Annotated in this window: 12 protein-coding genes; 4 read left to right on the forward strand and 8 right to left on the reverse strand. The window is 67.9% G+C overall.

Features of this window, described 5'->3' with window-relative positions; genetic code table 11:
* Nucleotides 1-2 precede the first annotated feature (2 nt).
* On the forward strand, nt 3-863 hold the full coding sequence (locus WS64_RS30530) for a class I SAM-dependent methyltransferase (RefSeq protein WP_060968767.1): 861 nt from the start codon (nt 3-5) through the stop codon (nt 861-863).
* Between the two features lie 22 nt (nt 864-885).
* Here the strand turns inward: WS64_RS30530 and WS64_RS30535 are convergent, their stop codons facing one another.
* The 4 genes from WS64_RS30535 to WS64_RS30550 all read right to left on the reverse strand — a co-directional run bounded on the left by WS64_RS30535 (nt 886) and on the right by WS64_RS30550 (nt 7820).
* Nucleotides 886-5727: an NAD-glutamate dehydrogenase gene (locus tag WS64_RS30535; protein ID WP_060968768.1), complete on the reverse strand. Its 4842-nt coding sequence runs from the start codon at nt 5725-5727 to the stop codon at nt 886-888.
* 197 nt (nt 5728-5924) lie between these two features.
* Nucleotides 5925-6113, reverse strand: coding sequence for a 4-oxalocrotonate tautomerase (locus WS64_RS35730; RefSeq protein WP_060968769.1), 189 nt, complete (start codon nt 6111-6113; stop codon nt 5925-5927).
* A gap of 65 nt (nt 6114-6178) precedes the next feature.
* Nucleotides 6179-6952, reverse strand: coding sequence for a class II aldolase/adducin family protein (locus tag WS64_RS30545; RefSeq protein WP_060968770.1), 774 nt, complete (start codon nt 6950-6952; stop codon nt 6179-6181).
* Nucleotides 6930-7820: an urea transporter gene (locus tag WS64_RS30550; RefSeq protein ID WP_060968771.1), complete on the reverse strand. Its 891-nt coding sequence runs from the start codon at nt 7818-7820 to the stop codon at nt 6930-6932. The genes WS64_RS30545 and WS64_RS30550 overlap by 23 nt, the downstream gene beginning before the upstream one ends.
* Before the next feature lie 458 nt (nt 7821-8278).
* Here WS64_RS30550 and WS64_RS30555 point away from each other — a divergent pair, with 458 nt between their 5' ends.
* The 3 genes from WS64_RS30555 (at nt 8279) to WS64_RS30565 (ending at nt 9741) form a co-directional block, all read left to right on the forward strand.
* Complete coding sequence (locus WS64_RS30555) at nt 8279-8533, forward strand: type II toxin-antitoxin system Phd/YefM family antitoxin (RefSeq protein WP_059584911.1); 255 nt, start codon at nt 8279-8281, stop codon at nt 8531-8533.
* A complete protein-coding gene (locus tag WS64_RS30560; RefSeq protein WP_059584912.1) occupies nt 8524-8934 on the forward strand; it encodes a type II toxin-antitoxin system VapC family toxin in 411 nt (136 codons plus the stop codon). The genes WS64_RS30555 and WS64_RS30560 overlap by 10 nt, the downstream gene beginning before the upstream one ends.
* A 252-nt stretch (nt 8935-9186) precedes the next feature.
* On the forward strand, nt 9187-9741 hold the full coding sequence (locus WS64_RS30565) for a putative glycolipid-binding domain-containing protein (protein WP_060968772.1): 555 nt from the start codon (nt 9187-9189) through the stop codon (nt 9739-9741).
* Here the strand turns inward: WS64_RS30565 and WS64_RS30570 are convergent.
* The 4 genes from WS64_RS30570 to WS64_RS30585 are packed head-to-tail and all read right to left on the reverse strand — an operon-like array spanning nt 9702 to nt 14072.
* Nucleotides 9702-10640, reverse strand: a complete 939-nt coding sequence (locus WS64_RS30570; protein ID WP_060968954.1) for an alpha/beta fold hydrolase — start codon at nt 10638-10640, stop codon at nt 9702-9704. The two genes, WS64_RS30565 and WS64_RS30570, sit on opposite strands and share 40 nt — an antisense overlap.
* A 4-nt stretch (nt 10641-10644) precedes the next feature.
* The gene (locus tag WS64_RS30575) at nt 10645-11550 is read right to left on the reverse strand and encodes a metal-dependent hydrolase (protein ID WP_059639653.1); all 906 of its coding nucleotides are present in this window, start codon (nt 11548-11550) and stop codon (nt 10645-10647) included.
* Complete coding sequence (locus tag WS64_RS30580) at nt 11547-12470, reverse strand: SDR family NAD(P)-dependent oxidoreductase (protein WP_059584915.1); 924 nt, start codon at nt 12468-12470, stop codon at nt 11547-11549. Before WS64_RS30580 ends, WS64_RS30575 begins: the two co-directional genes overlap by 4 nt.
* Nucleotides 12471-12491: 21 nt before the next feature.
* Complete coding sequence (locus WS64_RS30585; RefSeq protein ID WP_060968955.1) at nt 12492-14072, reverse strand: flavin-containing monooxygenase; 1581 nt, start codon at nt 14070-14072, stop codon at nt 12492-12494.
* Between the last annotated feature and the right edge of the window lie 42 nt (nt 14073-14114).

The following is a 14114-nucleotide window of genomic DNA, read 5'->3' on the forward strand; positions in this document are numbered from 1 at the left end:
ACATGACCGCTATCCGCGAAGACGCCCCGGACAGCACGGCCGCGCGCGTCGCGCTGTGGCGTGCGCTGCACGTCGAGCTCGACGCGCCGCCGCATGTGTTCACGGACGAAATCGGGTTGCAACTGCTCGCGCCGGAACCGGGCTGGCAGCGGCGCGGCGACATGGATCCGCAGTTCACGCGGCCGTTTCGCGCATCGATCGTCGGACGGGCGCGCTTCATCGAGGATCTCGTTGCCGAGCAGGCCGCGCGCGGCGTGAGCCAGTACGTGATCCTCGGCGCGGGGCTCGACAGCTTCGTGCAGCGCCGGCCGGACATGGCGTCGTGCGTGACGGTATTCGAAGTCGACCAGCCGGCGCCGCAGCGCTGGAAGCAGCGGCGCCTCGTCGAACTCGGCTTCGGCGTGCCCGACTGGCTGCGCTTCGTGCCGGTCGATTTCGAAGCGAAGCAGTCGTGGCGCGACGCGCTCGTCGGCGCGGGCTTCGATGCGGGCAAACCGGCGGTCGTGGTGTCCACCGGCGTCAGCATGTACCTGACGCGCGAAGCGAATGCGGCCGCGCTGCGCGAAGTCGCATCGCTCGCGCCCGGTTCGACGTTCGCGATGACGTTCCTGTTGCCGCTGAACAATGCAGATTCGGACGTGCGCCCGGGGATGGAAATGGCCGCGAAGGGCGCGCACGCGAGCGGCACGCCGTTCATCAGCTTCTTCATGCCGGACCAGATCCAGGCGCTCGCCCTGGAGGCCGGCTTCGCGAAGGCGGAACACGTGTCGGCCGCCGAGCTGACGCGGCGTTATTTCGCCGCGCGCACGGACGGCCTGCGGCCGCCGAACCGCGCGGAAGAATTGCTCGTCGCGACGGTCTGACCCGTCGCGCCCGTCGTTGCCGTCACGCGCGTTCGAGCACGGCCATTTCCCGCACGACCACGAGCAGCACCGCGAGGCTCGCGCCGCCCGACGCACGCAGATCCGCGAGCAGGTGCTCGTAACGCGCGAGCGCGGCCTCGCGGCGCGCGCGCCACGCACCGACGATCGTGTCCGGCGTGGTCGAGTCCGGCGATTCCGCGAGCGCGCTCGTCGCGAGCGTGCGCTTGAGCCGCGCGACTTCCGCGAGTGCGGCGGCGCGCGCGAGCATGTCCCAGTGCGTCGGCGTCGGTAGTGTCGCCGCGCGTTCGCCGATCCATCCGTAATTGAGCAGCGTGCCGAGCGAGAAATAGACGCCCGCGACGAGTTCGAGGCTGCGGTTGCAGGTCGCGGCCACTTCGGCGATGTCGAGCAGCGCGGCCGAGATGTCGCCGCTCGCGACGCGTACCGCGAGCGCGCTGTCGACGCCGGCATCCACAAGCACGCGCTGGCGCTCGGACAGCGCATCGAGATCGTCCGCCGGCAGCAGCGACGGCAGTTGCGGCGCGAGCCGCTGTGCGGCGTCGCGGCAGCGCGCGATCAGCTCGGCGACGCCGCCGTCGGCCACCGCGCCCGCTTGCAGGTGACGCAGGAACCACAGCGCCGCGCGCTCCAGCAGCCGCGCGACGTCGACGAACATGCGCGCCTGCACGTCGTCGGCGACGCGGTTGTCGAGCGCGTCGATGTCGCGCCACACCGCATCGAGGTCGAACACGTCGCGCGCCATGATGCATGCGCGCACGATGTCGCCGGGCTTCGCGTCGGTTTCCTCCATCAGCCGGTGCACGAATGCGCAGCCGACGCGGTTCACGAGCGCGTTGGTCAGGTGCGTCGCGAGAATCTCGCGGCGCAGCGGATGGCGGCGCATCGGCTCGCTGAAGCGCTGCTGCAGCGGCTTCGGGAAGTAGTCGACGAGCATCGCCGCTACCAGCGGATCCTCCGGCACGTCGGATTCGAGCAGCGCGTCGTAGAGCCACATCTTGCTGTACGCGAGCAGCACCGCGCGCTCCGGCGACGTGAGGCCGAGCTTCGCGGCCTGCCGCTCGGCGACTTCGTCGTCGGTCGGCAGGAATTCGATCACGCGGTTCAGGCGGCCCGCGCGTTCGAGCCAGCGCATCAGGCGCGCCTCGGCGTCGAGCAGCTCGACCGCATGGCGGCCCGCGATCGACAGCGCCTGCGTCTGGTAGTAGTTGTCGCGCAGCACGAGCAGCCCGACTTCGTCGGTCATCTCGGCGAGCAGCGCGTTGCGCTGCTTCTCGGTCATCTCGCCGTCGGACACGACGAGCCCGAGCAGGATCTTGATGTTGACTTCGTGATCCGAACAATCGACGCCGGCCGAGTTGTCGATCGCATCGGTGTTGATGCGGCCGCCGCGCTGCGCGAACTCGATGCGGCCGAACTGCGTGCAGCCGAGATTGCCGCCTTCGCCGACGACCTTGCAGCGCAGGTCCGCGCCGTTCACGCGCACCGCGTCGTTCGCGCGGTCGCCGACCTGCGCGTGGGTTTCGCGCGCGGCCTTCACGTAGGTGCCGATGCCGCCGTTGTACAGCAGGTCGACCGGCGCCTGCAGGATCGCGCGGATCAGCTCGGTCGGCGGCAGCGCGTGCGCGTCGATGCCGAGCGCGGCCTGTACCGCCGGCGACAGCGGGATCGTCTTCGCGGTGCGCGGATACACGCCGCCGCCCGGCGAAATCGCGGCCGCGTCGTAGTCGGCCCAGCTCGAGCGTTCGAGCGCGAACATGCGCTGGCGCTCCGCGAAGCTCGTCGCCGGGTCGGGGTTCGGGTCGAGGAAGATGTGCCGGTGATCGAACGCGGCGACGAGCCGGATATGCGGCGACAGCAGCATCCCGTTGCCGAACACGTCGCCCGACATGTCGCCGACGCCGACCACGGTGAAGTCGGTCGTCTGCGTGTCGATGCCCATCTCCCGGAAGTGCCGCTTCACCGATTCCCACGCGCCGCGCGCGGTGATCGCCATCTTCTTGTGGTCGTAGCCGACCGAGCCGCCGGACGCGAACGCATCGTCGAGCCAGAAGCCGTATTCGTGCGAGATCGCGTTCGCGTAGTCGGAGAAAGTGGCCGTGCCCTTGTCGGCGGCGACGACCAGGTACGGATCGTCGGGGTCGTGGCGCACGACGTCGGGCGGCGGCACGATCGCGTTGCCGGCGAGGTTGTCGGTGAGGTCGAGCAGCCCGCGCAGGAACGTCTGGTAGCACGCGATGCCTTCGCGCATCCAGGCTTCGCGATCGGTCTGCGGCGGCGGGTTCTTCACGACGAAGCCGCCTTTCGAGCCGACCGGCACGATCACGACATTCTTCACCATCTGCGCCTTCATCAGCCCGAGCACCTCGGTGCGGAAATCCTCGCGGCGATCCGACCAGCGCAGGCCGCCGCGCGCGACGCGCCCGCCGCGCAGGTGCACGCCCTCGACGCGCGGCGAATACACCCAGATCTCGAACATCGGCTTCGGTTCGGGCAGGCCGGGCACCTTCGCCGGGTTGAACTTGAACGACAGGTACGGCTTCGATTCGCCGTTCGCGTCGGCGAGGAAATAGTTCGTGCGCTCGGTGGCGTTGATCACGCCGAGGAACTGGCGCAGGATGCGGTCCTCGTCGAGGTTCGGCACCTGGTCGAGCGCGCCTTCGATCGCCTTCAGCAGCCTTTCGGCCTGCACGTCGCGCGTGTCGCCGATGCGCGGGTCGAAGCGCAGCAGGAACAGCTCGACGAGTTGCCGCGCGATCGCCGGATTGCCGGTCAGCGCGCGTTCGATATACGCGTCGCTGAAGGTCGAGCCGACCTGACGCAGGTATTTCGCATACGCGCGCAGGATCGTCACTTCGCGTGCGCTCAGGTGCGCGCGCAGCACGAGACGGTTGAAGTCGTCGTTTTCGATCCGGCCGCTCCAGATCCGGTCGAACGCGTCCTCGAACAGGCCTTTCACGCGCTCGATGTCGAACTCGGTATCGTCGGCGAGCTCGAGGCCGAAATCGTGTACCCATGCATGCGCGGTGTCCTGCGTCTGGATCCGGTACGGCCGCTCCTCGTCGACGCGCACGCCGAGATGTTCGAGCATCGGCAGGCTGCGCGACAGCGCGATCGGGTCGCCCGCGCGATACACCTTGAAGCGGAACGCGCGCGGCTCGGCCTCGATCGGGCGGTACAGGTTCATCGCGAGCTGGCCCGAGTCCTTCACGCGCTCGATCAGCTCGATGTCGCGCACGGCCGTGCGCGCCGGGTAGTCGTCGCGATAGCCGGCGGGGAACGAATCGACATAGCGCTGCAGCAGGCGGTTGCCTTGCTCTTCGCCGAATGTGTCGAGCAGCGCGTCGGCGAGATCGTCCTGCCACCGGCGCGTGACCTGCACGAGCCGCGTTTCGAGCTCGCGCGTGTCGACGTCGGGCATCGTGCCCGGTTCCGCATGCACGACGAAATGAATGCGCGCGAGCGCCGATTCCGACAGCAGCGGCGTGAACTCGACGTTCACGCCGTTGTACGCATCGACCAGCAGCTTCGCGATGCGGCGGCGCAGATCGGTGTTGTACTTGTCGCGCGGCACGAACACGAGACACGACACGAAGCGGTCGAAGCGGTCGCGGCGCACGAACAGCCGCGTGCGCTGGTGCTCCTGCAGGCGCAGGATGCCGAGCGCGATGTCGTAGAGCCGGTCTTCGTCGGCCTGGAACAGTTCGTCGCGCGGATAGGTTTCGAGCACCGTCACGAGCGATTTGCCGAGGTGCCCCTTCGGCAGGAAGCCCGCACGCCGCACGATGTTCGCGCACTTGCGGCGCACGATCGGGATCTCGGTGAACGAACCGAAATAGGCGGTCGACGTGTAGAGGCCGATGAAGCGGCGCTCGCCGGTGACCTTGCCGTCGGCACCGACGAGCTTCACGCCGACGTAGTCGAGATAGCCGGGCCGGTGCACGGTTGCGCGCGAATTCGCCTTGGTCAGGAAGATCGGCCAGGGGCCGGTGATGATCTCGGCCGCCGCCGGCGGCAGCGGCGTCACGTCGGGCGCGCCGGACGTGCGCAACGATTCGCGCAGGATGCCGAAGCCCGAGCCCTCGATGCCGCGCAGGCCGAAACCCGTGCCGTCCGATACGAGCGCGTAGTCGCGCTGGCCGAGGAACGTGAAGTGATCGGCGGCCATCCATTCGAGGAACGCGCGCGCTTCGATGTCCTCCGCGGTCGATTCGCGCGCCTTCATCTCCTTGATCGTCGCGCGGGCGATGTCGACGATCTTCGGCCAGTCTTCCACCGACGCGCGTACGTCGCCGAGCACGCGCGCGATGTCCTCGCGCAGCGTGTCGAGCAACGCGGCGTCGCCGCAGCGGTCGACTTCGAAATGGATGAACGACGCGAGTTGCGACTGGCCGTCGCCGGACGTCGCGCCGCCCGCGTCGACCCGCTCGATGCCGCCGCCGGCGCCGCGCCAGATGCGGAACACCGGATGCAGCGCCGAATGCAGCGCGAGCCCGAGACGGTTGATGGCCATCGTCACCGAGTCGACGAGGAACGGCATGTCGTCGTTGACGATCTCGATCACCGTGTGGTCGGAATGCCAGCCGTGCTGTTCGAGGATCGGGTTGTACACGCGCAGGCGTTCGCTGCCGGGCACGAATTTCTGGGCGGTCTGCCAGTGCGCCATCGCGGCGCCGTACAGGTCGGCGATGCCGCGGCTCTGCAGATCGTCCGCATCGACGAAGTCGTAGTAATGACGCAGGAAGGGTTCGACGATCCGGAACGTGGCGTCGGGCAGGCGAGCGCGCGCGAATTCGACGACATCGGAGAGCAGGTGTGCGACGACTTCCTCGTTCTTCGCTTCCATGGCGGTCTCCTCGTCGGGTGGCCATCGGCTGCTGCGTCTGTCCCGCATTATGCGCCGATTGCGTGACGAAGCGATGTGCGGGCGCACAACGGCGGCGGGCGAAGGCGCCCGCGTGCGGCGCCTGTCGCGGGCGCCGTGAGGTAGGGTTAGGGTGCGGCACCGGGCAGACGGCGCCGAAGCGACGCCGCCCGTGTCGCTCAACCCTGATCGCTCCACAGCTTCCCGGCCGTCGCCCAGTTCTCCTTCTTCACGTCGGTGAGAATGATATCGACCGAGTCCGGCGCGCACCCGAGCGTCTCGCACGTGACGCGCGTGATTGCTTCGACGAATGCGCGCTTTTGCTCGACGGTGCGGCCTTCGAACAGCTGGATATTGAAAGTCGGCATGACACATGCTCCGGTTGGGATTGAACGATTGAAGACGAGCGATTCGGCACGGTGCGGATGCGGCGTCAGTCGCGATACGACGGATCGATCCGGTCGAGCCGGCGCAGCAGCGCCGGCCATTCCAGTTCACCTTCGATCGCGCCGCCGTCGCGCAGTTGTTCGGCGGTGCGCTCGGCGATGGCCGGTTCCGGCAGCACGAGCCGCCCGCCGCCTGCTTGCGCGCGCAACTGGATGTCGCACGCCTTGATCAGCGTATCCATCAGCACGTACGCTTCGGCGACGGTCCGGCCGACCGTCAGCGTGCCGTGATTGCGCAGCAGCATCGCGGATTTCGCGCCGAGGCTCGCCGTCAGCCGCGCGCCTTCGTCCGGCGAGAACGCGAGCGCCTCGTAGTCGTGGTACGCGAGATCGCCATGAAAGCGCAGCGCGTGCTGCGACGCCGGCAACAGCCCGTCGCGCTGGATCGACACGGCGATGCCGGCCGCATTGTGCAGGTGCATCACGCAGACGGCGTCCGCGCGCGCGGCGTGCACGGCCGCATGCAGCGCGAAGCCCGTCACGTTGACCGCGTGCTCGCCGTCGCCGATCCGGTTGCCGGCCAGATCGATCTTGACAAGGTTCGATGCGCGGACCTCGTCGAAGGTCAGGCCGAACGGGTTGATCAGGAAGTGGCCCGGCTCGCCCGGCACGGTTGCGGACAGATGCGTGTAGATCAGATCGTCCCAGCCGTTCAGCGCGACGAGCCGGTACGCGGCGGCGAGGTCGACGCGCAGCTTGCGTTCGGCGTCCGAGATCGGGCCGCCGGGCTTCACGGCATCAGGACGGTGTGCGAATGACATCGGGTTCTCCGAGGGTGAGGCGGCGCGCGACGGCTACGGTCACCCATGACGCGAGCGCGAACGGGGCCGTGAACAGGGTAATGCCTGCGCGCATCGCGAGCCACTGGATCAGCGCGGCGAGGGCGGCGGCCGCGAGCGCCGCACGCGGCCCGCGCGACATCAGCGCGAGCGCGGCGAGCGCGCCGTTGAAGCCGAGCAGGCCATCGGCGAGCGATGCGTCGCTCGCGCCGAGCGCGACGAGCAGCACGGTCGACGCAATCGCACCGCCGAGCGCGAACGCGGCCGCGCGGCGCGACGCGACGGCGAGACCGGCGACGACCAGCGCGCCGGCCCAGGCGCCTTGTGCGAAGGCGGTCTGAGCGACGCCCGACAGCAGCGCGTCGGTTGCGGAAGCGAGCGTCGGCACGGGGCCGGCGCTCGCGCCGTCCGCATGCTGCGACGCGACAAACGGCAGCCACAGCGCGGTGACGGCCAGGCACGGGCTCGAATACGGGCACTGGCGCCAGCGGGCGAGCGGCGCCCGCATCGCGCGTTGCACGAGCGCCGCGCCGATCGCGAGCAGCGGCACCAGCGCGACGGCGGCGAGTTGACCGGGCGCGAACAGGACGGCGATCAGCGCGGCCAGCGCGCCGTTGAAGCCGTGCAGCCCCTGTTCGACGTCGCGGCGTTCGGCGCCCGCCAGCACGGCCGTCATGCTGGCGGCAGCCGAGCCGACCAGCGCCGCGCATGCGAGCCGCAGGTCGGTCAGCGCCAGCGCGGCGAGCAGCAACGTACCGGTGAGCGCATTCGCCTGCAGCACGATCTGCCCGATACCGCGCAGCAGGATGCGCAGGTCGATCGACGGCGAGGCGGGGCGGGCGGTAGGCATGATGGCGGCGGAGCAGGACAAGCCGCGAGCATAGGGCACGTTTCGATGCACCGGAATAGGGAATTCTGGATAGTCGGGATTTGTGGCGAATGCGCTGATGTGGGGCATGGTCGGTGTGTATTCCGCGCGGGTGTAGTCGATTTCGCCGAGCGGCTCAGCGCCCCGGTCATGTTGACCACGACGACCCAACGTTGGACGAAATCGCGTATCGCTCCGAGAGCCCGACCAGGCTGTGATCTCAAGGCGATATGGTTGCGGTTCGACCACGCTCGCCGGACGCGGACCGAAGCTCGATAGCGAGGTCTGCTCTCGCGAATGCGCTGTTGTAGAACCGTGCGGCAAGGGGACTCTGGGTCTCGACTCGCCCACGAAGCCCACCACGTTCAGCCATTCGTTCTCGCACCGGGCATTGAATGCGTATAATACGTACAATACGTATTACTCGTCCCGGAGACGCCATGGTCACCATTACCGCAACTGAACTGGCCCGCCATACTCGCCAGATCCTCGATCAGGTCGCCCAACGCCGTGAGACGATCGTGGTCGAACGCAACCAGACCGTGATCGCGCGGCTGGTCCCGGCCGAGCCCGTTATGGACGCCGCACAAGCGCTCGAAGGCCTGCCTGCAAGTTTCGACGCCGAGGACGCAGCCCGTTGGCTGCGAGATAGTCGCAGCGGCTTCGAAGACGGAGTTCGTGATCCGTGGGCATGATCATCGACAGTTGCGTGTGGGTGGGGCTGGCCGGCGGCACGATCGAATCGCGTGCCGTGATCGACACGGCGGGCGATGCGCCTGTGTTCATCTCGACGATTTCGTTGGGCGAACTGGCATTCGGCGTGCAGGCTTGCGCGGACGCTGCCGAACGCGCGCGGCGCGCCGCCCATTTGCGCCAACTTGAGCGCCGACCTGTGCTTGAAGTCACGCGCCACACTGCGGCCGCTTTCGGGGTGCTGGCTGCTGCTGTCAAGCAGGCGGGCCGCTCGCCGCGGCCGCGCTACAACGATCTGTGGATTGCAGCGCAGGCGATTGAGCACGGCTATGCGCTGATGACGCTGAACGTCGCGGATTTCGCTGATTTGCCAGGGCTAACCGTGCGCGTGCCACATGCTTGAACGTGAACGAGTGGCGAGCGTGAATCTGGACTGAACCTTGGACGGTGCGCCAGCCACCGGGTGGACCGCGTTCGCCGTTCGAGGATGAGCGCGGAGCGGCGCGAGTCGTGGAAGCTATCCGATCGGCGTTCGAGGGGCTGGCAATAGCCGCCGAACACGAATGACGCGCGCTGGACTCGTCGACGGCGGCATTCTCGATAGCCGCGATTTGTGTGACGATGCCTCGATGTGCGGTGACAAGGAGGCAGCAGAATGCGCGAACTGCGGTGGGCGTCGCTCGAGGGCGACGGAATCGAACATCTGACGTTTGACCGGAATGATTCCGGCATCGTCGTCGAAAGCGCGGTGGTCGGCCAGCGGTACGGCCGTGCATACGGGCTGGCGTATCGCGTCGAGTGCGATGCGCAATGGCGCGTGACCTACGCGGTGCTCAAGGTGATGGGCGGCGGCACGCTCGAACTGCGCGGCGACGGGGCCGGGCACTGGCGCGACGGTTCAGGCCGCGAACTGCACGAGCTCGACGGCTGCATCGACATCGACATCGCGGCGACGCCGTTCACGAATTCGCTGCCGATCGGCCGCCTCGGCCTCGCGCGCGGCGAGCGACGGCCGATCGACGTCGCGTACATCTCGACGCCGGATCTGAAGGTCACGCCGGTCAAGCAGGCTTATGCGTGCATCGAACCGGGCCGTCGCTACCGATACGAAGGCATCTTCCGGAATTTCACGGCGGAGATGGACATCGACGACGACGGGCTCGTGATCGACTACGAAACGTTGTTCAAGCGTTTGCCGCCGCTGCGCTGAATGGCCGCTCCCGTCCGCATGGCCGGCGTCGCCGCCGGTACTGCCGCGACCGCGGCCCCTTCATGCGCCGACGCGAACCGGTCGATCCGCGACGCGATCAGGTCCGGATGGCGCAGCACGATCCAGTGCGCGCCGTCGATTTCCTCGCGCACGTGCTCGCCGAGCCAGCGGTCGAGGTCGGCCGACATCTCGGGCGTCACGTAGCGGTCGCGCACGGGCACCAGGATCTGCACCGGCGCCTGCGCATACCGTTCACGCGGCTTGCGGGCCCGCGCGATGAAATTCGCGCGGTACATCTGCATCCCGTTCAGCGCGTTCTTCAGTTGCGCGGGATCGCGCTCGGCGCGCACGCGCTCGGTGATCTGCAGCCAGCGCGGCCACAGCGCGGCGCCGCCGAGCCGCCACACCAGCGACGGTACGAGCGGCAGATGGAAGAACGCGATGTACCACGATTTCAGGCTCTGCTTGAGCCGCATCTTCGCGCGGAACACGTGATCGAGGCACGGGCCCGAGATCGACGTGTACGACGCGATGCGGCCGCGCAACGCAGGGTCGGTCACGGCCTCCCAGCACTGGATCGAGCCCCAGTCGTGGCCGACGAGGTGGAACGGCCGGCCGCCGCAGGTCGCGTCGGCCACCGCCTTCAGGTCGCCGGCGAGCCGCTCGAGCGTGTAGTCGGCGCGGCGGCGCGGCGCATCGGATGCGCCGGCACCGCGCACGTCGTACGCGATCACGCGGTAGCGCTTCGCGAGCCGCGCGCGGATCGGCGCCCACACGGCTGCCGAGTCGGGGTAGCCATGCACGAGGATCAGCGGCGGCGCGCGACGCGGCCCGCTGACGTAGACGGCGAGTTTCACGTCGCCGGACGGGACGGTCAGCATCTCGTGAGGGGGCGCCATCGCGTCATGCCTGCGCAACCGGATGCAGCGGCACGCGGCGCGGCGCTGCCTGCGCCGCATAACGCGCGTTGGTCGCGTCGATGTTGGCGAGCAGCGTGTCGAGCCCCTGCAGATACTGATGGTTGTCGTGGTCCCACGGATGGAAGCCCGGGCGGAAGTAGTCGAGCCATTCTCGCGCGATGCTCGGGAACACGCCATTCCTCGGGCTGTACAGATACTTCACGAGGCGCCACATGCCGCCGAACTTGCCATGCTTGCGACGGTGTGACAGCATCAGCCGCACGTGGAAGTCGAACACGATCGTCCAGAACATCACGGTCGTAAGCAGCATCGTGCCGGTGCGCAGCAGGTAGCTGCCGAGGCCCGGCTTCATCACGACGTTCCACACGTCGTACGACACCGCCTTGTGCTCGGTTTCCTCCATCGCGTGCCACATCCACATCTGCTGATAGCCTTCGACCGACCCGTCGATCCGGTGCTCGTGGCCCGACAGCAACTGGTTCGCGAGGATCGCCGTGTAGTGCTCGAGCGCGATCGTGATCGCGAGCTGCATCGAATGCGGCAGCGTCTTCTTGAAGAAGCCGAGGATCGTCCACAGCCGCTTGTCGAGCTTGTGCGCGGGCAGGCCGGACGCCTGCAGCAGGTCGTTGTACTCGATGTGCTCGCGCGTGTGCATCGCTTCCTGGCCGATGAAGCCGAGCACCTGCTTCTTCAGCTCGGGATCCTCGATCCGGTCGCGGTAGTGGCGCACCGAATCCATGAAGAAGCGTTCGCCGGCCGGAAACAGCAGCGACAGCGCATTCATGAAGTGCGTGACGGGTACGCCCTGCACATGCCAGTCCTTCGCGCGTTCGGGCGGCAGCGCGAAACGGATGTCGCGCCGCACGGGCATCATGTTCGGTGTCGTCATGATTGTTCTCCCTGATTGCCTGCATTGTTGTAGGTGGCGTGCACCGGCGCCGGCGTGCCGCGTGCGGCGCGGCGGGCCTTCGCGGCCTCGCGGCGCGTCGCGAGCACGACGAGCGCCTGGTAGGCGGCGGGCAGGATGCGCGCCATCCAGTCCGCGCCCTTCGCGTCGCGGCCGATCAGCACGCGGCGCTTGTTCTTGCGCACGCCGGCGAGGATCGTGCGCGCGGCGTCGTCGGCGCTCGTGATGAAGAATTTCTCGAAGCTGTCCTTGCCTTGCTGTTCGCTCTCGACGATGAAGCCGACCATGTTTTTCGCGACGCGGCTCGACTGCGCGATGTTCGTGCGGATGCCGCCCGGATGCACGCACGTGGCCGACACGCCGCACTTCATCATGTCGAGTTCCTGGCGCAGCGATTCGGTGAAGCCGCGCACCGCGAACTTGGTCGCGTTGTAGCCGCTCATGCCCGGCTGCGCGAAGATCCCGAAGATGCTCGACGTGTTGATCACGTGGCCTTCGCCCGACGCCTTCAGGTGCGGCAGGAACGCCTTGGTGCCATGCACGACGCCCCAGAAGTTGATGTTCACGATCCACTCGAGATCGCCGTAGTCCATGCCTTCGATCGTGCTCGACAGCGCGACGCCCGCATTGTTGAAGATCAGGTTGACCTTGCCGTGCTCCCGCGCGGTGTCGTCGGCCCACGCGAACATCGCGTCGCGATCGCCGACGTCGAGCACGCGCGTCGACACGCGCACGTTCGGCGCGATCGCGCGGACGATCCGTTCGGTTTCCGCGAGGCCGACGCCGTTCTTGTCGGCGAGCGACACGTGGCAGCCGGCCTGCGCGAGCTGGATCGCGAGCGCGCGGCCCATGCCCGAGCCGGCGCCCGTGATCGCGGCGACCTTGTTGGCGAAATCTCTCATGTCGGTGGCTCCTTGTCTGGCTCAGGCCGCTTCGGCGGACGTGGAAGCGGAAGCGGCCGGCGCGGCGGCGGGCCGCGCGGTCGTGTCGTGCGGTGCGCGATACGCGTGGTAATCGGCGATCGAGAAGCGCGCGGTCGCCTGGCGGAAGCGCCACGTGAAGCCCGGCCACAGCGTCGTGTTCTTGCCGGTGCGCGGGTCGAGGTACCAGCTCTTGCAGCCGCCCGTCGACCAGATCGCCTTTTTCAGCTTGCCCTGCAGATCGTTGTTGAACTGGGCCTCGACGAGCGGGCGCACCTCGATCGCATCCGCGTGCTCGCGGCGCATCGCCTGCAATGCGCCGAGGATGTATTCGATCTGCGACTCGATCATGAACACCATCGAGTTGTGGCCGAGGCCCGTGTTCGGGCCGACGATCATGAAGAAGTTCGGGTAGCCGGGCAGCGTCGTGCCGAGATACGCGTGCGCGCCGTCGCGCCAGGCGTCGACGATGTCGAGGCCGCCGCGGCCGACGATCGCGCCGCGCGGATACGGGTCGGCCACCTGGAAGCCGGTGCCGTAGATCAGGCAATCGACTTCATGGCGCTTTCCGTCGGTCGTCACGACCGCGTCGGCTTCGATATGGTCGATGCCGGTCGTGATCACGTCGACGTTCTTGCGCGACAGCGCCGGATAGTAGTCGTTCGAGATCAGCACGCGCTTGCAGCCGAGCGTGTAGTTCGGCGTCACCACCTTGCGCAGTTCCGGATCGGGAATCTGCTTGCGGATGTGGCGCAGCGCGAGCTTCTGCACGTTCTTCATCAGCGACGGATGGATCGCGAAGCCGAGCACGCGCGATTCGAGCATCCAGTAGATGCCGCTGCGCACGACCTTCTGCGTGAACGGCAGCGTGCGGAACAGCCATTTCTCGAAGCCGGTGAGGTTGCGGTCGGGCTTCGGCATGATCCACGGCGGCGTGCGCTGGAACAGCGCGAGCGACTTCACGCGCGGCGCGATCTGCGGCACGAACTGGATCGCGCTCGCGCCGGTGCCGATCACCGCGACGCGCTTGCCTTCGAGCGGGTAGTCGTGATCCCACTGCTGCGAATGGAACGCGCGGCCCTGGAAGGTTTCGACGCCGGGGATCGCCGGCAGCGCGGCGCGCGACAGCCCGCCCATTCCCGACACCAGCACGCGCGCGGACAGCCGCTTCCCGTTCGCGAACGTGAGGCGCCAGCGTTGCGCGGCTTCGTCGTACTCGGCGCGCTGCAACTCGTGATTCAACCGCAGGTACGGGCCGATGCCGAAGCGCTGCACGCAGTCTTCCAGATACGCGCGGATCTCCGGCTGCGGCGCGAACATGCGCGTCCAGCGCGGGTTCGGCGCGAACGAGAACGAGTAGACGTGCGATTGCACGTCGCATGCGCACCCGGGGTAATGATTGTCGCGCCATGTGCCGCCGACCGACGCGGCCTTCTCGAGGACGACGAAGTCGGTCACGCCCGTTTGCTTCAGGCGGATCGCCATCCCGAGGCCGGCAAAGCCGGTGCCGATGATGGCGATGTCGATGGTTTCGTCCAGGCCGTCGTGGCCGGGTGGACCGAAAGGCAACGTGCGAGCATTCATCCGGGTGCCTCCGATCTGGCTCATTTTTTAATGTTACATTGG

This window comes from Burkholderia anthina, from assembly GCF_001547525.1.
GTDB classification, from domain to species: domain Bacteria; phylum Pseudomonadota; class Gammaproteobacteria; order Burkholderiales; family Burkholderiaceae; genus Burkholderia; species Burkholderia semiarida.